The following is a 19,376-nucleotide window of genomic DNA, read 5'->3' as shown; positions in this document are numbered from 1 at the left end:
CCTGTCTTTAGCATACAGAAAACGATGCTGAACGTAAAGTGAAAGGTGGAAATTGAACCGAACTGCAACACACTACACCTACATTTATGCAACGGCACGTCTGTTGATTATCCACCTTCTTACATGTTGCACCTGTAGACAAGCATATAAGTCTGCATTTGCACTTGTACATTTCCAGCCCGCTTTGGACGAGATGATCACAACACCTTTACCGTGGATTAAATGTGGTTGCAAGTGCCCGAAGATGCAATTTCAGGCACTTCACCGCTTTTAATAAAGTATTCTTTGCTTATTTCAGCTAAGATCATACAAGTAACAGTGTGCCGTTATAGGGAATATGACTTTGCCTTAAATTCGAAAAGGAAATGCTATAAAGAAGGAGTAAGCAGCCAAAATTGAATCTTTGGATGCTCCTTTATGGATAGGAAAGTGGATATTCACTCGTTCAAAAAAGCTTTATCTTTTGCACTTAGTGCACCTGTATCTTTGGAAAGCGACGGACGAACGGACACCATACGATTAACGACAAAGTCGCATCCATACGCTGCAAGAAATCCCGATAATAGTGTAGTAATCGTTCAGTCCAAAGTCATCCGAAAGCAAGCAGTCACTTACTGGTTAACTTTGGTTAATCAACACATGTTTTGCATTAATAAAAAGGCATGCCAGTTATATTGGCATGCCACTCAACTATTTTTCGTTTGTTGAACAAGTATTTGCGGCTTCCCTCTACGACGTTCAACAGTTCCTTCGACTTGAATTATCGCCATTTCTGTAAGCTGACTTTCTGAAATTAAATATTGTTTTGGGAATAATGTACAAGAAATTTGTCCCGTCTCATCCTGAAGCGTAACAAATGCCATTGACTCCCCTTTTTTCGTTCTTATTCGTTTAATCTCGGTAATAAGACCCGCTATTTTCACATACGCTCGGTCTGGAATTGTGTCAATTGAAGTAATGGTATGGAATCCTCCGCCTGCTTCTTTTTTCACTTCTGCCGCAGGGTGTTCTGAAAGATAGAAACCAAGCACCTCTCTTTCATATTCAAGAAGCGTCATGCGCGGCAGTGTACCACCCGGTGAATATTTCGGGCTGGCCACCGAACGAAGTATTTCACTCAATAAATCATCGCCATCATCAGGGCGGATGAATAATGCATGGGATATTGCTGCGTCAATTGAAGCGAGTAAAATAGCCCTTGATTCTCCGAATTCATCTAACGCCCCTGCTTTTACAAGCGGTCGAATAGCCTTCTCAGTGAACACATCGCCACCGACTGATGCTGCCATATCAAATAATGTTTTCCAGTTGCCTCCAGACTTCCTTGCACGCTTTATAGCATCGTAAAATGTAGGTGTCACACCTTTAATAGCACCAAGTCCAATCCGGATTGAACCCTTTTCAACCGTATACATATATTTACTATGCTTAATAGATGGCGGTAAAATCTTAACACCCACCGCCTCAGATTCGCGCATCAACTCCATCGCCTTGTCATTATTCCCAGTCATTGACGACAGGAGTGCAGCGTAAAAATAAGCGGGTTCATTCGCTTTCAAATAAGCAAGTCTGTACGAGATAAGAGAGTAGGCCACAGCATGACTTTTCGGAAATCCATAGTCTGCAAACTTTACAATGAGATCGTAAATTGCAATAGCTGCATTTTCCGGAAAATCATTTTCGAAGGCTTTTTGCGTGAAACGAATTCGTTCCTTTTCTAGATTCTCCCGATTTTTCTTACTGACGGCACGCCTTAACAGATCCGCTTCACCCATCGTAAATCCCGCAACGCGGACTGCGATTTCCATAATTTGTTCTTGGTAGACGATTACCCCATAAGTTTCTTTCAAAACAGGTTCAAGTTGCGGATGAATATACGTTATTTTTTCATTATCATTTTTTCGCCGGCTATATAGTGGGATATTGTCCATTGGTCCCGGTCGATATAGTGCATTAATGGCAAAAATATCTTCGAACTTATTCGGTTGTATCAAACGAAGAGCTTCTCTCATTCCATCGGATTCAAACTGAAAGATCCCTGTCATATCTCCCGCTCTAAAAAGCTCAAATGTTTTTTCGTCGTTTAGGGGAATCTTTTCGAAATCCAAACGAATTCCCCTATCGTAGGCTATCATTGACCTGATACGGTCTAGTAAAGTTAGATTGCGCAGACCTAAGAAGTCCATCTTTAATAAGCCTTGTTCTTCAACATCCCCCATCGGCCATTGGGTAAGGTAAATTCCATCCGCGCCACTTTGAAGCGGTACCACCTCAACAAGCGGGACAGGCGATAAAATCACACCAGCAGCATGCGTTGATGCGTTACGGGGTAATCCTTCAATTCGAATCGCTGCTTTCAACCAATCACTTCGTATCGGATCAATTGCGATCCAATCTTGCAGTGCCTTCGATTCTGCAACCGCCGCTTCAAGCGTAATTCTATTTCTATTTGGTATTTCCTTCGATAAATAAGCCATTTCTTCATTTGAAAAATCAAACACACGTGCCACATTTCGGGCGACTGATCTGGCGGAAAGCGTACCAAACGTAATGATTTGTGCGACATTTGTCTTCCCGTATTTCTGTGCGACATAGTCAATTACTTCCGCACGACGATTATCTGCAAAATCGATATCAATGTCCGGCATTGTTACACGGCCCGGATTAAGAAATCGTTCAAAAATAAGCCCATATTTAATCGGATCAACATCTGTGATGCCAAGCGCATAAGCGACAAGCGATCCGGCCGAAGACCCACGCCCTGGACCTGTCAAGATAGCCTTTTCTTTGGCGTAACGCATAAAATCTTCGACAATCAGGAAGTAATCAGCAAAGCCCATCTCACTAATTATACTAATTTCATATCGGAGACGTTCTTCATATGCCTCGTCCACTCTGCCTAGTCGTTTCTGCAAACCCTTCATGCCATTTTTCTCCAACAAAGTCGTTGACGTTTCACCCTCCGGAACTGAAAACACAGGCATAAGCGATTGACTTGGGGGCAATGCTGCATCACAAGACAAGAGCATATCTGACGTGTTCGTAAGCCACTTAGGCCTGTCTGAAAACCATTCAGCAAGTTCATTTTCTTCAGGTAGATATGCCGCCTTTTGTTGATTTTCAGGCTTAGCCGGGTCATTCAGCTTGAATCCTGTCCGAATCGCCTCTGCAACTTCATAAGCGAATGCATCTTCTTTGTCGGTGTAGCGGCTTTCATAGACCGCAGCGATAGGCGTACTAGTACTCTCAGCAATTTTTTCAATTAATTCTTCGTCGGGATGTCTGACACCTCCTGCCCTAGCGACACCAACGATTATGGATGACTTGTCACAATCCTTTATTACATGCTGGAACACATCCTTATTGCCTGATAAGGCTGCTCCCCAGGATACATCCGTCAATGGGCAAACGACGATACAACCTTTACTATATGCTTTCAACCACTGCAGCGGCAGCGTTTCAGAATCTCTTACAGAAACAGCGCTACTCATTTTCAGCAAGTTTCGATAGCCTTCATCATCTTTTGCATAGACATAAAGAAGAACAACTTCCCCTTCTCCAATTTCTAAAAAGATGGATAACCCGATAACTGGTCGAATTTCGTATTTTTCCATCACTTTATAGAATGACCGAATGCCATATAATTTCGAGTTAACAATTGCAACGGCTTTAGCCCCTCTCCTTTTCAGAAGCGGGGCTAAGTAATCAAGTTTATTAATGCCACGCAAAAGATCAGCGCCAGTTACTACTTGCGGATAGACAAGTGTCAATGCAATCCCTCCGCCTGTTTTTTATACACACAATTTTTTTAACTTCGCGATGACTTCGTCTACTTCTTCCCACGAGTGGACAGAAGCACCAGAAGCAAGAGGGTGTCCACCGCCGCCGTACTCAGCAGCCAAAGTATTGATGACGGGACCTTTCGAACGCAGTCGAACGCGAATTTGATCCTCTTCCTCTATGAATATGATCCATGCGACAATCCCTTGCACGTCACCTAAGGCCCCGACAAGCTGAGATGTATCAGATGCGGTTACCCCAAATTGTTCAAGTGTCGCTTTGTCTATTTTAACAAATGCTGCTCCATTTTCGTCCATAGTGAAGTTTTGGTACATATAACCTTTTAGATGTAGCAATTCCCGTTTAACCTCGTACATTCCCGCAAATAGTTCCGGTCGATCAAAATCAAATTTAATAAGTTCACTTACCGCTTCAAAAGTAGTAGTTGTTGTACTTGGAAACAGAAAACGTCCTGTATCTCCGACAATTCCCGCAAATAGCAGCCTAGCCGCATCAGTAGTCATTTTCCATCCATAAGACTGTTTGCCTTCTTCATACAACGAGTAAATCATTTCAGATGTCGAGCTTGCGGAGGTGTTAACCCATTTGATATCACCGTAAGGATCAGCATCGGGATGATGATCAATCTTCATAAGTACAGCACCTTCTGTATAAAACTCACTGTCAATCCGCCCCGTGTTTCCTGTATCAGTAACAATCACAAGAGCGCCTTCATAAAACGACCGCTCAACGTGATCTTGTTGCGCTAGATAGGTAAGTGATTCTTCATGTTGGCCCACTGCAAACACTTGCTTATTAGGATAGTTTGCTTTTATCAATTCTTTCAATCCTGATTGTGATCCGTACGCATCAGGATCTGGTCTCACATGACGATGAATAATGATTTTATCGTACTTTTCAATTGTGTCGATGATTTGTCTTTTCATATCCGATTCCCCCAAGCTTCGATATATTCAGTTCGCATTCTGCTCCAAAAGCCGCTACAATGTAAGAAGTTTGTATGTAATGGAGGGCTTTCATGTTAACGATAAATTTCATTTTCGTATTTTTCATCATTGCTTCTGCGGTCTTCTATTTTTACTTTAAGACTCGGCAGTTCCGCACAAGATCACTATTTCCTATTCGCAAGAAAATGTATGCCAGTATGTCTGGTTCCTCTCTCGGCGGTTTGCTGTTGTTTTTCGGTATCAATCAGCTGATGCTTTTTGACGGTATCGCAACATATATTATTGCTGCCTTATTTATCCTATTCGGAGCTTATGTAGGCATTTTTAATTTCAAGGCCTACAAACATTACAGAAGCTTTGTAGATGAAGAAACAAAGTTGAACGACAACTGATGCGCAAATGTGCATCAGTTTTTTCGTCTAGGCTACATGCGTCAGGTTGTTGCGGTTACGACTGCGTTATTAAATTATCGTTCAAACAGTTGATACATAATCATGGCCTTTGCAACTAGGTCTCCTTCAGTTAGTATATCGAAATCGACTTTTACAAACCTTCTACTCATATGTAATATCTTTGGAATAACGACAACTACGCTTCCGAGTTCAACATTCTTAATAAAATACAGCGACATATTTTCCGGGACACTTTCCCCGCGTTTCCGCATTTTGATGGCTCTATTGCCCGCTTCAGTCAAAAGGGTGGTCAATGCTCCGTATGACAAAGAACCAAACTGATTCGTCATCTGCGGAATGACTGTAAATTCAACAGTATGCGGTTGTTCAGGAATGGTTTTCATCTGATTTTTAACAATGTCATCAATTGTTTCACCCTGCTGAGGTTGACGCTGGGTCATTTGAAGCGCCTTCAAGACATCTTGACGACTAATAATTCCAGCAAGCAATCCCGCATCCGAAACAACCGGTAACAAATCAATTCCTTCCCAAATCATACTATGCCCAGCCGAAGCAACAGATGTTTTTCCCGTAACTGTTATCGGATGACGTGTCATTACTTTTTCAATCAACTCATCATCCTTTTTACCAATTGCATCTCGTGAAGTAATTACACCAACAAGTTTCCCCTTTTCCTCAACAACTGGATAACCAGTATGAGATGTCCTATCATTTACCTCATGAAAATGAGTGACCAGATCCTTTGCTGAAAGTGTAATTGTGTCAGCAAGTGGGGTCAAAATGTCTTCCACCAGCAAAATTTCTTTTTCAATCAACTGATCATAGATTGCCCTATTCAACATCGTTGCAACGGTAAATGTGTCATAACTCGTCGAAATAACTGGTAGTTCCAATTCATCCGCTAACTTTTTCACTTCATCGGATGCGTCAAATCCTCCAGTGACTAGCACTGCAGCACCTGCAAGAAGCGCCGTTTCATGCGCTTTCAATCTATTTCCGACAATCAAAAGACTTCCCGCGTCAATATAGCGCATCATGTCATCTAATTGCATTGCACCTATAACGAATTTCGTCAACGTCTTATGTAATCCCCCACGGCCGCCAATCACCAGCCCGTCGACAATGTTAAGCACTTCTGCAAATGTGAGACGTTCAATATTCTCTTTCTTTTTCTTTTCGATTCGGATAGTGCCTACACGTTCAATCGTATTGACGAGTTTCTGATTTTCCGCCTCTTTGATGGCACGATAAGCAGTCCCTTCGCTGACAGACAGCGCCTTTGCTACTTGGCGGACCGAAATTTTCTCACCGACCGCTAGACCCTCGATATAACGGAGTATCAATTCATGTTTTGTCGCCATGTCTTCACCTTTTCTCTATCATGACCTTAAGGACATTCTACCACAAAAAGCTTAAGAAAAGGGCTAACCGAGCGCCTGAACGCAATAGATAAGATCCTTCAAAAGAACTTTCGTATAGCACTTTTATAATTTGAAAGCTTCCCCCGCCTCCATTATTTTCACTTCATGTCCTTCCACGAGCGCTTTGAATGTTTCGGGGTCCTGCTCAATTGGTGGGAATGTATTGAAATGGATTGGGACAGCAAGTTTCGGATTGAGCAACCCGACTGCGCATGCAGCATCTACAGGGCCCATCGTAAAATTATCACCGATTGGAACAAATGCGACATCGATTGGGTGACGTTTACCAATCATCTCCATATCACCGAAAATAGCTGTGTCGCCAGCATGATAAATTGTTTTGTCTTCCGCCATTACTAAAATACCCGCGGGCATACCCGTATAAATGATTTCATTGGTCTCCGTCGTGTATGAGGAGCTATGAAACGCTTGCGTATATTTCACTGTACCGAATTCAAATTCGCAGGCACCTCCAATATTCATGCCATGTGTTCGGATCCCCTGCCATCCCAAATAAACGGCAAGCTCATTTGGGGCTATGACTAGTGCATCGCTCGCCTTTGCAATTTCCACCGTATCCCCGACATGATCATTATGTCCATGCGTCAATAAAATAATATCCGGTTTTTCATTTTCAACTTCAAGATCCGTCAGCTTATTTCCCGTAATGAACGGGTCAATGAGAATTGTGTAGTCACCTGTTTTTATTTTCACAATCGAATGACCGTGGTATGAAATTTGCATTTAAAAATCTCCTCCATTTTTTATCTTCATAAAGACAAATTTCGATATACAACCCAAAAACCCTCTTTTTTGTTATAATGGTTGCAGTTACAAAGGAGGTTATTAAATTGAGTAAAGTTAAAGAAATACAACAGTTTTTACAGAAAGAAAATCTTGACGCAGCATTTATAACTACACCAGATAACGTATTTTACGTTTCGGGATTCCACAGCGACCCGCATGAACGGCTTCTTGGCGTAATGGTATTTAAAGATGCAGAACCATTTGTGATTTGTCCCTTGATGGAAGTACCTGACGTAAAAGCAGCTGGTTGGTCTTTTGATGCAGTTGGACACGAAGATACGGATGATGCTTGGGATATCGTAATGGAGGCTGTCCGTAAACGTGGAGGGCTTCCTACTTCAATCGCAATTGAGAAATCTCATTTGACAGTGGAGCGTCTAGAACGGATGGACCAACTGTTCGCAGGTGCTACATTCGTTCGCCTCGACGAACAGCTAAACGGCATGCGTAACATCAAAAGCGAAGATGAACTTACTAATTTACGTAAAGCCGCTGAATTGGCTGACTACGCTATTGAAGTTGGTTGCAGGGAAATCGCTGAAGGAAAAACTGAACTTGAGATTCTTATGGCAATTGAGTTTGAAATGAAGAAAAAGGGCGTTCAGAAAATGGCGTTCGATACGATGGTTCTTTCTGGTCCGAAAACAGCATCTCCACACGGTACACCTGGAGATCGTAAAATCCAAAAAGGCGACTTTATCCTCTTTGACCTAGGCGTCGTTTATAACGGCTACTGTTCAGATATTACACGCACAGTCGCGTTCGGTGAACCTACGGATGCAATGCGCGAAATTTATGAAACGGTTAGAAAAGCGGAACAGGCTGCTGTTGATTTGGTCCGTCCCGGCGTCAAGGCTATGGAAATTGATAAAGCTGCGCGTGATGTGATTGATCAAGCGGGTTACGGTGAATACTTCACGCACCGTATCGGTCACGGACTTGGAATTTCAGTTCACGAGTTCCCATCCATGACTGGTACAAATGAATTTGCTCTTGTGGAAGGTATGGTCTTCACAATCGAGCCAGGTATTTATAATCCTGCAGTCACGGGTGTACGGATTGAAGATGATGTTGTCGTTACAGCTAATGGCGTCGAAGTATTAACGAAATTCCCTAAAGAATTGCAGATTATTCAACCGTAATCGAAAAGGCTGCCCACACTTTCACAAGTGTGGGCAGCCTTTTCAGATCAATTACGCCTCGGCTTAATTTGAATCAGCAGGAACTTCTGCCGATTCAAGTTAAATTATTGATTCAATAGCGTCTCCGCAGATACATACTCAATACCTTGAGCATCTGCTACAGCTTTATATGTAACATGCCCTTCCATTGTGTTGATACCTTTTTGAAGAGGAACGTTGTCCAGACAAGCTTTTTTGTAGCCTTTGTTCGCAATTTGAAGTGCATATGGAACTGTTACATTCGTTAATGCAGTTGTTGAAGTTTGCGGAACTGCACCTGGCATATTCGCTACCGCGTAGTGAACTACACCATGTTTCACATAAGTTGGCTCATCGTGAGTCGTTACACGATCCGATGTTGCAAAAATACCACCTTGATCGATTGCGATGTCTACAAGAACAGATCCTGGTTTCATCGATTTAACCATATCTTCTGAAACAAGTTTCGGTGCTCTCGCTCCAGGGATCAAAACAGCCCCGATAACAAGATCCGCTTCTTTAACAGATTCAGCAATATTGAATGGATTTGAAACAAGTGTTTGAATATCATTGCCGAAAATTTCGTCTAATTGACGCAGACGATCGACTGACAAGTCAAGAACAGTTACTTTCGCACCCATTCCAACTGCTATGCGTGCAGCATTTGTTCCAGCTTGCCCACCGCCGATAACAGTAACGTGACCGCGTGAAACGCCCGGTACGCCGCTCAATAGAATACCTTTACCACCATTTGTTTGTTGTAAATATTGTGCACCAATTTGTGTAGCCATACGTCCCGCAACTTCACTCATAGGAGCAAGAAGAGGCAATGAGTTATTTGGAAGTTGTACTGTTTCGTAAGCAATCCCTACAACTTTTTTGTCAAGAAGTGCTTTTGTTAATTCTACTTCAGGTGCAAGGTGCAAATAAGTGAACAAGATTAGCCCTTCACTGAAATAGCCGTATTCAGAAGCAACTGGTTCTTTTACTTTCATAACCATATTCACATTCCATGCTTCTACTGCAGTTTCAACGATTTTAGCGCCAGCTTCAGTGTAATCCTCGTCCGTAAAACTTGAACCTAGACCCGCACCTTTTTCAATGATAACCTCATGACCTGCCGACTTTAAGTTGAAAACGCCTGCAGGTGTCATAGCGACACGGTTTTCGTTGTTTTTCACTTCTTTTGGGACACCAATAATCATTGCAATTCCTCCTAAAGATAACGTTTAGTTAGTTGGCCATTTCATAAGCTTTCATCCGGACCAATCTATTTTTAATATTATCAGATAGTAAGGATTAATGCTGTACTTTATCAATTCGTGGAATATTCTGCCCATTATAAGTCTTATTATTTGATGATTTCAGGAAGCTCAAACTCCAAACTGTAACAATTTTGTCGGAACCTGAATTGTTCATCGTTTTCTTTTTCATTTTAAAAGGTTTTTCTCTCTTTCTATAGAAGTAAGTAAGTATACCAATCTAAGGATGGAGTGAGTTAAATGACATTAGTATACAAACAAATTCTTGTTGCTGTCGATGGATCAAAAGAATCAGAGTGGGCTTTCAAAAAAGCGGTGGCAATTGCCGATAGAAACGAAGCTACATTAAATTTGATTAATATCATTGATACACGCTCATATGCTGCGGTCGAAGCTTATGATCGATCGATTGCGGAGAGAGCACAGAAGTTCGCAGAAGAGTTGTTGAACAACTATAAATTGGAAGCCGAAAAAGCTGGCTTGCAGCATGTCAATGTCATGGTAGAATACGGGTCACCAAAAACAATGATCTCTAAAGACATTTCAAAAAAACTACAAGCAGACCTTATCATTTGTGGGGCAACTGGATTGAATGCGGTCGAACGTTTCCTAATCGGTAGTGTATCTGAAAACATCGTCCGTTCTGCAAAATGTGACGTACTTGTCATACGTACACCAGAAGCATTATAAGAACAAAAGCACAAGCATTGAAAGACCTGTAGGAAAAGGCGCTCCTTGCCATTACCTACAGGACCGAAGCAACTCGAGGGGCCATCCGCTGGAGTCTAGACGTGAAATCCCTATGTTACAACTTATCCACAGTACGAGGTTTATAGTACCCTGGTAACAATAAAAGAGTTGCCCATTATTTCCCGGGCAACTCTTTTATTATCTAACACCTATTGGATGATTTACAACTTCGCAACACGCATCGTATCACGCGCAATCATAACTTCTTCATTGGTTGGAATCACTAACACCTTAACTGGAGAGTACGGGAAACTGATATGCAATTCCTTACCTCTAATAGTATTCAAATCTGGGTCAATGTAAACCCCCATAAATTCAAGTCCTTCCAACACTTTCTTACGAATGACATCACTATTTTCACCGATTCCAGCTGTAAAGATAATCGCATCCACTCCACCCATCCTCGCCGCATACGAACCAATGTATTTATGTATTCGATCTGCAAAGACATCTAGAGCCAATTGTGCACGCGCATTCCCTTTTGAAGCTTCGATTTCAATATCACGTAAATCGCTTGAAAACCCTGAAATAGCAAGCATTCCTGATTGTTTATTCAAAACATCCAGGACTTCTTCGACTGTCTTTCCCGTCTGCTCCATAATATACGGGATGAGTGCCGGATCAATATTTCCTGAACGCGTTCCCATCGTTACTCCTGCAAGAGGCGTAAAACCCATCGACGTATCGAGCGATTTCCCACCTTCAACAGCAGCTATACTTGCACCATTTCCCAAATGACAGGATATAAGACGCGTACCTTCAAGTGGACGATTTAATAATTCCGCAGCACGTTCTGTTACATACTTATGGCTTGTGCCGTGAAAACCGTATTTTCGGATGCCATATTTTTCATAATACTCGTAAGGTAACGGATATAGAAAAGAACTTTCCGGCATCGTCTGATGGAATGCCGTATCAAACACCGCAATAGAAGGCACATTCGGCAACGCTTTACTAAATTCCATAATGCCAACGATGTTTGGCGGATTATGGAGCGGCGCAAGGTTTGATAGTCCCTTAAGGGTTGCGATTATATCATCATTAATGAGTACGGCATCACTGAAAACTTCGCCGCCATGAACAACACGGTGACCGATCCCATCAATTTCATCGAATGAACGAACGACCCCTTCACTGATCAGCATTTTAAGAACCATAGATACAGCCTCGGTATGATTCTGGATATCTTGACTCTTTTCCACTCTGCCTTGTTCGAACTTCATAATGAAAACCGATTCTGACAGACCAATTCGATCAATTTGCCCTTTTGCTGTTACGTGCTCTTCTGGCATCTGGAGAAGCTGAAACTTCAAGGACGAACTTCCAGCGTTTATCGCTAAAATGTTCCGCATATAAAGCTCCCCTTTTAAACTTATTTCTTAACTAGTTACTTTAGCTTTTACCTATATATTGAACAAATAAATATCTATATTAACTAAGTGAAGACGCCTTAAAAGGTGTAGCCGAAGCCCTAAGACTGATAGTGTAGTGGTCAGGCTTAGGGCGGGAGGCATCCCCTAGCGCCGCAGCGAATTCAACGGAACTTTTTATTCAGTAGCCCAAATATCAATTTTCTGAAGAAACAGTGCCATGGCATGTTTATCAGTCATATTCGGAACTTTAGCAAGGAGGACATCATGTGACACTTTTGCTTCGGGTAAAGGTTTTTGTAAGATTAGTATACTTTTTGCATGTGCCACATTTTTAAATAGCGAATCAGGCAACTGAATAATTGCACGGATATTCGTTTGTTTTTTCAAATAGGGATGCAATGTAGGCGATTGATCGGACTCAAACAAATTGGCGGGTATGATGAATACGCCGTGCCCACCCGGTTTCGTATGCTTCATTGATTGTTCAATGAACAGATGATGTGCATAAGCATGTCCTTCTGCAGGCATCAATTCATAATTGAGCGCATTTTCATCATCAGGATAAAATCCGACAGGCAAATCGCTTATAGTGATGTCTACCGGATCTACAAATAATGGCCGCAATGCATCCTGAACATAAAATGTGACAGGATGTTCAAGCAATTCCGCAGTGACAGCAGACAATCTGACTAATAAATCATCAATTTCAATTGCTGTTGCAGTGACATCGTTTTCAATTGAGTTCATGACCGTATAGAGGAGATTTCCTGTACCAGCTGCAGGGTCTAGAAGTGTAATGCCTTGTTCACCTGTCGCCAATTTGCCAGCAATATGTCCAATGAGCATTCCGATTGAGTCTGGAGTCATCTGGTGGTTAGGCTGTACATTTTGCTTCATCCCCTTCAGGATTGCAAGCTGGATACCTCTGCGAATATCCTCTTTAGTTACTGTTTCTGATACCATAGGTTGCGATTCTCCAGAAAGCCACTTTTGACAAATGTCAATGATTGCTTCCAAGTAAAGCGTCTCTTTCGATTCCGCATATGTGTCGATAAATGTAAATATCTTTTCTGTATTTGTTGTCATTTAGTTATCCCTCAACTCACAAAACCCACCCGTCTCCGAGTGGGTTTTCATTAGTATTTTTTAGTTATTTCGTTAATTCTTTTACGGCTAAAATTGCTTTTTCATAGTCAGGATGGTCTGTGCCTTCACCGACATACTCAACATAAGTCACTTTATCATCTTTATCTATAACAAAGATGGAGCGAGCAAGCAAACGAAGTTCTTTGATAACAACGCCATACGCTTCTCCAAATGATAAATCGCGATGATCGGATAATGTCTGTAGATTTGCAATACCTTCAGCAGCACACCATCTTGCTTGTGCAAAAGGAAGATCGGCAGAAATCGTCAACACTTGAACGTCATCTCCAAGGGAAGAAGCTTCCTCGTTAAATTTACGCGTCTGCGTTGAACAAACACCTGTATCAATTGAAGGGATAACACTGATTAACCTGATTTTCCCTTTCGAATCGGCAAGTGTCACCGGACTCAAATCGTTCGCAAGCACTGTAAAATCTTGCGCAGTATCACCTACTGCAACTTCTTTTCCAAGCAATGTAACGGGATTGTTCTTGAATGTAACGTTAGCCATTAAGACGCCTCCTCTTCTAAATCTATCTTACTAAATGATAGTACCCTCTTGCAACTGTTGTCCCTCAATCCGTTTACGGTAATCTACACGCATCTCTTTTTCATAAGAATGCTCATGTTCGACAACTGTATCAGCGAATAAGTCATGCAATGCTTCTTTTCTAGGCATGAATAGGACCAGCAGATAAGGGATGACCAACATTTTCGATATGAATCTCCCGAAAACTTCACGGAATATGACAGACCCCCACGTTAGCTTGCCCCCGCCTTTAGCCGCTACTCTTATACCCATAATCATCTTCCCTACTGTCTGCTGTAAATATTTCGTCATTAGCGTGAAGTAAAGCAATAGCAAAATAAGGAGTGTGACTTTATAGCTGCTGAACAAGAAGAATGGTGGATTAGTAATCTCCCAACCTGCAACTCGAAATATCGGCTTAATGATAATCCCGCTTATTGCTGATAAAACAAGTAGATCGATTGCATATGCCCATAGTCGCGTCCAGAAACCCGCATACTTCGCCCGATAATGCTCCGCTTGAATAGTCTCGTAATCTGGAACAGGCGTCGCAGTAGTGGAATTCCCCGTCAGATTCGGTTGTTGTTCAATATGTTCCGACATACGCTAGCCCTCCTTATTTTTCACCATACAAATACATCATCCGTGGTGCATTGTAATCATTTAATAACTTGCCTATCAGTTCAGACTCAATAGTACTGCCAAACATATTTCCTGCCTTCACACCTAAGATTGAAGTCCAGCTATCAAGGGACGTATACTCGAATACTGTTGCATTTTGAAGATTATAATCCTCTTTCATAGCAGTAATGGCATCACCAACCTTACCGGTCTCATCCGCAAGGCCGGCTTCGATTGCCTGACGCCCATTCATGATACGGCCATCAGCCACTTTTTTCACTTCAGCCTCTGTCATGCCGCGACCCTCTTCGATAATATCAACAAAACGCTCGTAGGAATCATTTATCATTTCTTGAAGCATAACGCGTTCTTCGTCTTTCATCTCACGCGATCCACTCATAATATCTTTGTAAGGACCTGTCTTGATCGTGTTGAAATCAATGCCGTATTTCTCGGCAAGTTTCGCGTAGTTAACACTTTCCATTATGACACCAATTGAACCTGTAATCGTTTCACGATTAACAAATATCTTCTCAGCTGGTGCTGACACATAATAACCGCCCGAAGCAGCCATTCCGCCCATCGAAACATACAGTGGAATTTCTCTTTCTACCTGAATCATGCGAATGGCATCATAAATATCTGCTGATTCAACAACTCCACCACCAGGTGAATTCACCTCAAGAACAACGCCTTTCACAGTAGTGTCCTCAAGAATATCTGACAGCTGATTCATGAAATATTGATGATTATAGCCCCCAGATTGGAAGAGGGATGATGTATTCCCCAAATCCTGTATAACGCCATTTAGCGAGAGAACGGCGATTTTCTCCTTACCGTTTCCTTCCTCAATAACCGTCTCCTCATACCCTGAAGATGACGTTGCCATCATTTCATCGAAGAAGCCGTTGAAGTCTCTCGTAAATATGTACGATAGCGAATTGATGCCTACAGAAACAAAAACAAGTACTGCAGCGACGATGATTGCAATCCATCGTTTCATTGTCATTTCAATTTCCTCCTTTTTTCATTCCACTAACTTATACGTTTTGATACACCAAAATGTTTCACTCCATGGTAAAATCAGTATAACTTATTCAGAGGGGGCTTTGTGTAATGACAGATCGAATGAATATTTTTATTTACAGCAAACATGATGAAGATTCACTTGATAAAAAGTCCAAAGTGGCAGACGCATTGATTCATGAGGGTTTTACAATGACCGACAACGATAAAGATGCGAATATTATTATCAGCATTGGTAGCGATGGTTCATTTTTACAAGCGGTGCGCAAAACCGGTTTCCGGCAGGATTGTTTATATGCGGGCATTTCTTTAACAGGTAAACCCGGACTTTACTGTGATTTCCATTATAATAATCTTTTCGAAATGACGCAGACCATTCGTAAAGCGGGCCTTGAAGTGAGAAAGTATCCACTTATCGAAGTAAAGATTGATAATCACCAACCATTCTATTGCCTAAATGAATTCAGTATTCGTTCGAATATTATTCGGACATTCGTACTGGATGTCATTATTGACGATAAATTGTTCGAAACATTCCTCGGGGATGGTCTTATAATTTCGACACCGACTGGCAGTACTGCTTACAATAAATCAGTCAATGGAGCGGTCGTTGATCCATTACTTCGGTGTTTCCAAGTGACTGAACTTGCTTCCGTAAACAATAATAAATATAGAACACTTGGCTCGTCCTTCATAATGAGTGGCGAACGTAAATTCCAACTAAAAGTTCATCAGGATGGGAACGTTTTCCCTTTAGTTGCCGCTGACAATGAAGCGCTTGGGATTCGTCAGGTTGAAAGCGTGGAAATCAGATTGAGCGATAAAACGGTGAAAACGGTAAAACTTAAAAACAACTCCTTCTGGGAGAAAGTACAGCGAATTTATTTATAAAGTACTTTTAGAAAGGGGTAGAATGAAAATCAGTATTAATTTATGGTCCTTTATACTTTCATTACTTTGTATCCCTTTATTTTTCATCGCAACATCGTCTGCTACCTTTTTTAATTTCCCCACCAAAATCATAGGGCTTTCCCCAATAGAAATTGTCTTAGGTATAACGGTGATAGCTTTTTTTCTAGGAGTTATTGGGTTAAAGGATGTAAGGGAATGGAAAGCAATGGCTAGAAGTATATTTACTATAACTTTCACTACAGTTTTTTCAGTGGCATTAATTTTCATTATATTCATTGGCAGATCGATTGCTTAACCTTCTAAATAGATTCAAAAATAGAAAGCATCGGTGCTAACCGATACTTTCTATTTTCCCTCCCAAAAGGAAGTCGTTATATTTTTAGTTGGTTCTTCTTCATTTTCATCACTTCCATTACTTTAGATACCGTAAAGAGTAACAATGCTGACCAAATGAACGCAAATGACAATAATTCAATTCCCCCGAACGTTTCTTTATAAACGACAACTCCGAGAAACAGCATCATAGTTGGTGCTATGTATTGAAGAAAGCCTGCCATATACAATGGAATTCTTTGTACGCCTTTTGCGTACATAATAAGAGGCAGAGCTGTTGCTACGCCTGTTAGGATAAGTAAAATATCCGTCTTGATATCTGAATGTAAGAATACTGCATTGCCTTCCATGAATAGCCACACATAATAGATGGCAGCAAACGGCACAATAAAGAACGTTTCGATCGTCAACCCACGCAGTGCATCTAGCTTAATTTGCTTCTTGATAAGACCGTAGACAGCAAACGTTATGGCCAGTGTAAATGCAAGCCACGGAAACTTACCGTATGAAACCGTCAAGATTATGACTCCAGTTGCCGCCATTAAAAAAGCGACCTGCTGTGCTCTTGATAGCTTTTCTTTCAAGAAAAATATTCCAAGTAGTACCGATATTAGCGGGTTGATGTAATAACCAAGGCTTGATTGAACGATATAATTATGATTCACAGCCCATATGTAGACAAACCAGTTCGTCGAAACAAGTGCTGAAGCCGCGAACAAAGCCCAAAAGTCTCTTTGCGATGCCCACAGGGTTTTTATGTCATCCTTAAGATGACGTCCATTCTTCATAAGTAGAACCACTACTAGCGTCAGAACAAATGCCCACACGATACGACTCACTAATATTTCAGCACTCGCGACATGTTCAAGACTTTTCCAGTAAATTGGCATAACTCCCCAAATAAGATACGAACCGATTGCCCAGAGGACACCGGTTTTTTCTGTTTGCATCACGACGCCCCCATATATTTTGATTTCCGAAATAATAACTTAAGTATAGACCCATTAATACGCTGCGTAAAGATGAGATTATGTTGTAACACAACAACCTAGCCGCAAATACCAAAAACCACTTAAAAAGTCCGGAATAACCCGTTCTTAAAAAGCGGCTTGTTTTCTGGTATAATTTACTGTTGTTCTTGCTTTCTTAATTCAATTCGCATGATTTTTCCTGAGGCCGTTTTCGGCAAAGTATCCAGGAATTCAATATTACGTGGATATTTATAAGGCGCTGCCAAACTTTTCACATGATCCTGTAATTCTTTAACGAGACCATCTTCATTTTTCCGTTCAGGATCACGTAGCACAACGAATGCTTTGACAATATTCCCCCGAACTTCATCCGGGCTCGCAACGACTGCACATTCACGGACTGCGGGATGCTTCGTCAATGCATCTTCTACTTCAAATGGTCCGATTGTGTAACCGGAACTGATAATAATGTCATCCCCGCGACCTTCAAACCAGAAATAACCGTCCTCATCCATTTTTGCACGATCACCTGTTACGTAATAATCGCCTCGGAACTGCATTGTTGTCCGTTCTGGATCTTTTAAATATTCCTTAAACAATGCGGGTGTCGATACGTGTACAGCAATGTCACCAACTTCTCCTGGTACAGCCGGGTTCCCTTCATCATCAATGATGTCGACCTTATTGCCAGGCGTTGGTTTACCCATTGAACCTGGACGAGCCTCCATGCCAAGCATCGTTCCTACAAGTAATGTATTTTCCGTCTGGCCGTAGCCGTCCCTTACAGAAAGCGAAAAAGTCTTGTCAAAGATATCAATAACTTCACGATTAAGCGGTTCTCCAGCTGAGACTGCACTATGGATAGATGAAAGATCATAATCCCCCAGATTTTCCGCTTTCGCCATGAACCGGTATTCCGTTGGTGTACAACATAATACATTTACTCGATACTGGCCTATTAACTCTAAATAAGTCTTCACGTCAAACTTCCCATCATACACCAGTCCCGTTGCTCCGCTACCAATTACAGATAAGAAAGGTGTCCAAATCCACTTTTGCCACCCTGGCGCAGCCGTAGCCCAAACAACGTCACCTTCATTGATACCCAACCAGCTCGCTCCTGTCGTCCGTAAATGCGCATACCCCCAAGCGTGTGTATGTACGACACCTTTTGGTTTCCCCGTTGTACCTGATGTGTAGGATAGAAATGCCATGTCAGAACTTTTCGTTTGTGGTGCTGTGAACTCCGCTGATGCCGTTTCCATTAGATTGGTTAGTGAAAGTTGATCTTTCTTTGCCTCTCCGACAACGAATAATTTGACATCCCTCATGTTTTTCACTTCGCTAAATTGATCAGTAAATGCATCGAACGCAACGATTGCTTTAGCATCACTATGTGCCAATCGATATTCGATATCGGAAGACCGTAGCATTTCTGAACTTGGAATTACGACAAGTCCCGCTTTAAGTGCACCGATATATGTCACATATGCTTCGATTAACCTCGGAACCATAACAAGAACGACGTCACCCTTGTCAAGTCCATTCGATTTAAAGACATTTGCTGCCTTATTCGCTAAAGTGATTAATTCATCATATGTAATTTCCTTCTTGTTCCCTTCTGCATTGACATAAATAAGCGCTTTTTTTCCTGTACCTGTTGCATACTTTTCAAATTCACTGACAAGGTTATACTGTTCTGGTGCAATCAGTTGTTCACGGTTCATGTAAACTCCCCCTTAGATGTATTATCCAAGTATACAAATAAACGGCAGATAATTCAAAACTATTTTACTCTTTCGGATTAATTTAAGGATATTTCGTGCTTTACTAGCTAATACTTGTTAAAAATGCGAAAAGCTGTCCCGGAATAATTCCGGAACAGCTTTTCATTAAACAATTAT

General features: G+C 41.6%; 18 protein-coding genes. 5 read left to right on the top strand and 13 right to left on the bottom strand.

Going from position 1 to position 19,376, the window contains the following annotated elements; all coding sequences use genetic code 11:
• The first annotated feature begins 417 nt into the window (after positions 1-417).
• Positions 418-708, top strand: coding sequence for a hypothetical protein (locus H2672_RS05525; RefSeq protein WP_186670072.1), 291 nt, complete (start codon positions 418-420; stop codon positions 706-708).
• On the opposite strand, the gene dnaE is transcribed toward H2672_RS05525, so the two are convergent.
• Both dnaE and H2672_RS05515 read right to left on the bottom strand, forming a co-directional pair.
• A complete protein-coding gene (dnaE, locus tag H2672_RS05520) occupies positions 687-3,770 on the bottom strand; it encodes a DNA polymerase III subunit alpha (protein ID WP_186670070.1) in 3,084 nt (1,027 codons plus the stop codon). The genes H2672_RS05525 and dnaE overlap by 22 nt on opposite strands.
• A 21-nt stretch (positions 3,771-3,791) precedes the next feature.
• Positions 3,792-4,727, bottom strand: a complete 936-nt coding sequence (locus H2672_RS05515) for a DHH family phosphoesterase (RefSeq protein ID WP_186670068.1) — start codon at positions 4,725-4,727, stop codon at positions 3,792-3,794.
• Positions 4,728-4,819: 92 nt separating this feature from the next.
• On the opposite strand from H2672_RS05515, the gene H2672_RS05510 reads away from it, so the two are divergent.
• On the top strand, positions 4,820-5,140 hold the full coding sequence (locus tag H2672_RS05510) for a YtpI family protein (RefSeq protein WP_186670066.1): 321 nt from the start codon (positions 4,820-4,822) through the stop codon (positions 5,138-5,140).
• A gap of 74 nt (positions 5,141-5,214) precedes the next feature.
• Here the strand turns inward: H2672_RS05510 and H2672_RS05505 are convergent, their stop codons facing one another.
• On the bottom strand, positions 5,215-6,522 hold the full coding sequence (locus tag H2672_RS05505; protein WP_186670064.1) for a DRTGG domain-containing protein: 1,308 nt from the start codon (positions 6,520-6,522) through the stop codon (positions 5,215-5,217).
• A gap of 123 nt (positions 6,523-6,645) precedes the next feature.
• Positions 6,646-7,326, bottom strand: a complete 681-nt coding sequence (locus tag H2672_RS05500) for a metal-dependent hydrolase (protein ID WP_186670056.1) — start codon at positions 7,324-7,326, stop codon at positions 6,646-6,648.
• A 107-nt stretch (positions 7,327-7,433) separates the two neighbouring features.
• Here H2672_RS05500 and H2672_RS05495 point away from each other — a divergent pair, with 107 nt between their 5' ends.
• Positions 7,434-8,531, top strand: a complete 1,098-nt coding sequence (locus H2672_RS05495; protein WP_255485382.1) for a M24 family metallopeptidase — start codon at positions 7,434-7,436, stop codon at positions 8,529-8,531.
• A gap of 104 nt (positions 8,532-8,635) precedes the next feature.
• Here the strand turns inward: H2672_RS05495 and ald are convergent, their stop codons facing one another.
• Positions 8,636-9,754, bottom strand: a complete 1,119-nt coding sequence (gene ald, locus H2672_RS05490; RefSeq protein ID WP_186670052.1) for an alanine dehydrogenase — start codon at positions 9,752-9,754, stop codon at positions 8,636-8,638.
• A 297-nt stretch (positions 9,755-10,051) separates the two neighbouring features.
• Between ald and H2672_RS05485 the strand changes: the two genes are divergently transcribed.
• A complete protein-coding gene (locus H2672_RS05485; protein WP_186670050.1) occupies positions 10,052-10,501 on the top strand; it encodes a universal stress protein in 450 nt (149 codons plus the stop codon).
• 221 nt (positions 10,502-10,722) lie between these two features.
• Here H2672_RS05485 and H2672_RS05480 read toward each other — a convergent pair whose 3' ends face one another.
• From H2672_RS05480 to sppA, 5 genes are all read right to left on the bottom strand, one after another.
• On the bottom strand, positions 10,723-11,913 hold the full coding sequence (locus H2672_RS05480; protein ID WP_186670048.1) for an acetate kinase: 1,191 nt from the start codon (positions 11,911-11,913) through the stop codon (positions 10,723-10,725).
• 195 nt (positions 11,914-12,108) lie between these two features.
• Entirely contained in the window at positions 12,109-13,020 is a 912-nt protein-coding gene (locus H2672_RS05475) for a class I SAM-dependent methyltransferase (protein WP_186670046.1), read from the bottom strand.
• Between the two features lie 64 nt (positions 13,021-13,084).
• On the bottom strand, positions 13,085-13,591 hold the full coding sequence (gene tpx, locus H2672_RS05470) for a thiol peroxidase (RefSeq protein WP_186670044.1): 507 nt from the start codon (positions 13,589-13,591) through the stop codon (positions 13,085-13,087).
• Between the two features lie 30 nt (positions 13,592-13,621).
• A complete protein-coding gene (locus H2672_RS05465) occupies positions 13,622-14,212 on the bottom strand; it encodes an RDD family protein (RefSeq protein WP_186670042.1) in 591 nt (196 codons plus the stop codon).
• A gap of 13 nt (positions 14,213-14,225) precedes the next feature.
• On the bottom strand, positions 14,226-15,239 hold the full coding sequence (gene sppA, locus H2672_RS05460; RefSeq protein WP_186670040.1) for a signal peptide peptidase SppA: 1,014 nt from the start codon (positions 15,237-15,239) through the stop codon (positions 14,226-14,228).
• Positions 15,240-15,346: 107 nt separating this feature from the next.
• Here sppA and H2672_RS05455 point away from each other — a divergent pair, with 107 nt between their 5' ends.
• Positions 15,347-16,147 (top strand): NAD kinase, encoded by an 801-nt coding sequence (locus tag H2672_RS05455; RefSeq protein WP_186670038.1) that lies wholly within the window; start codon positions 15,347-15,349, stop codon positions 16,145-16,147.
• Here the strand turns inward: H2672_RS05455 and H2672_RS05450 are convergent.
• From H2672_RS05450 to mbcS, 3 genes are all read right to left on the bottom strand, one after another.
• A complete protein-coding gene (locus tag H2672_RS05450; RefSeq protein ID WP_186670036.1) occupies positions 16,142-16,444 on the bottom strand; it encodes a hypothetical protein in 303 nt (100 codons plus the stop codon). The two genes, H2672_RS05455 and H2672_RS05450, sit on opposite strands and share 6 nt — an antisense overlap.
• A gap of 95 nt (positions 16,445-16,539) precedes the next feature.
• Positions 16,540-17,451 carry an EamA family transporter RarD gene (rarD, locus tag H2672_RS05445; protein ID WP_186670034.1) on the bottom strand — a complete coding sequence of 304 codons (912 nt, stop codon included), beginning with the start codon at positions 17,449-17,451 and terminating at the stop codon, positions 16,540-16,542.
• 176 nt (positions 17,452-17,627) lie between these two features.
• Positions 17,628-19,199 carry an acyl-CoA synthetase MbcS gene (gene mbcS / locus H2672_RS05440; RefSeq protein WP_186670032.1) on the bottom strand — a complete coding sequence of 524 codons (1,572 nt, stop codon included), beginning with the start codon at positions 19,197-19,199 and terminating at the stop codon, positions 17,628-17,630.
• Between the last annotated feature and the right edge of the window lie 177 nt (positions 19,200-19,376).

Source organism: Sporosarcina sp. BP05, from assembly GCF_014282005.1.
Lineage (GTDB): Bacteria > Bacillota > Bacilli > Bacillales_A > Planococcaceae > Sporosarcina.
Note: the sequence above shows the minus strand (reverse complement) of the source record. Positions and strands in the feature narration are given on the sequence as shown.

Bases quoted from the DNA above. Each gene is read 5' to 3' on its own strand.
- rarD (WP_186670034.1), bottom strand. From the start codon at position 17,451: ATGCAAACAGAAAAAACCGGTGTCCTCTGGGCAATCGGTTCGTATCTT.
- tpx (WP_186670044.1), bottom strand. From the start codon at position 13,591: ATGGCTAACGTTACATTCAAGAACAATCCCGTTACATTGCTTGGAAAA.
- H2672_RS05500 (WP_186670056.1), bottom strand. From the start codon at position 7,326: ATGCAAATTTCATACCACGGTCATTCGATTGTGAAAATAAAAACAGGT.
- H2672_RS05455 (WP_186670038.1), top strand. From the start codon at position 15,347: ATGACAGATCGAATGAATATTTTTATTTACAGCAAACATGATGAAGAT.
- H2672_RS05480 (WP_186670048.1), bottom strand. From the start codon at position 11,913: ATGCGGAACATTTTAGCGATAAACGCTGGAAGTTCGTCCTTGAAGTTT.
- H2672_RS05515 (WP_186670068.1), bottom strand. From the start codon at position 4,727: ATGAAAAGACAAATCATCGACACAATTGAAAAGTACGATAAAATCATT.
- H2672_RS05450 (WP_186670036.1), bottom strand. From the start codon at position 16,444: ATGAATATAATGAAAATTAATGCCACTGAAAAAACTGTAGTGAAAGTT.
- H2672_RS05510 (WP_186670066.1), top strand. From the start codon at position 4,820: ATGTTAACGATAAATTTCATTTTCGTATTTTTCATCATTGCTTCTGCG.
- H2672_RS05475 (WP_186670046.1), bottom strand. From the start codon at position 13,020: ATGACAACAAATACAGAAAAGATATTTACATTTATCGACACATATGCG.
- ald (WP_186670052.1), bottom strand. From the start codon at position 9,754: ATGATTATTGGTGTCCCAAAAGAAGTGAAAAACAACGAAAACCGTGTC.
- sppA (WP_186670040.1), bottom strand. From the start codon at position 15,239: ATGACAATGAAACGATGGATTGCAATCATCGTCGCTGCAGTACTTGTT.
- H2672_RS05465 (WP_186670042.1), bottom strand. From the start codon at position 14,212: ATGTCGGAACATATTGAACAACAACCGAATCTGACGGGGAATTCCACT.
- H2672_RS05505 (WP_186670064.1), bottom strand. From the start codon at position 6,522: ATGGCGACAAAACATGAATTGATACTCCGTTATATCGAGGGTCTAGCG.
- H2672_RS05525 (WP_186670072.1), top strand. From the start codon at position 418: ATGGATAGGAAAGTGGATATTCACTCGTTCAAAAAAGCTTTATCTTTT.
- mbcS (WP_186670032.1), bottom strand. From the start codon at position 19,199: ATGAACCGTGAACAACTGATTGCACCAGAACAGTATAACCTTGTCAGT.
- H2672_RS05485 (WP_186670050.1), top strand. From the start codon at position 10,052: ATGACATTAGTATACAAACAAATTCTTGTTGCTGTCGATGGATCAAAA.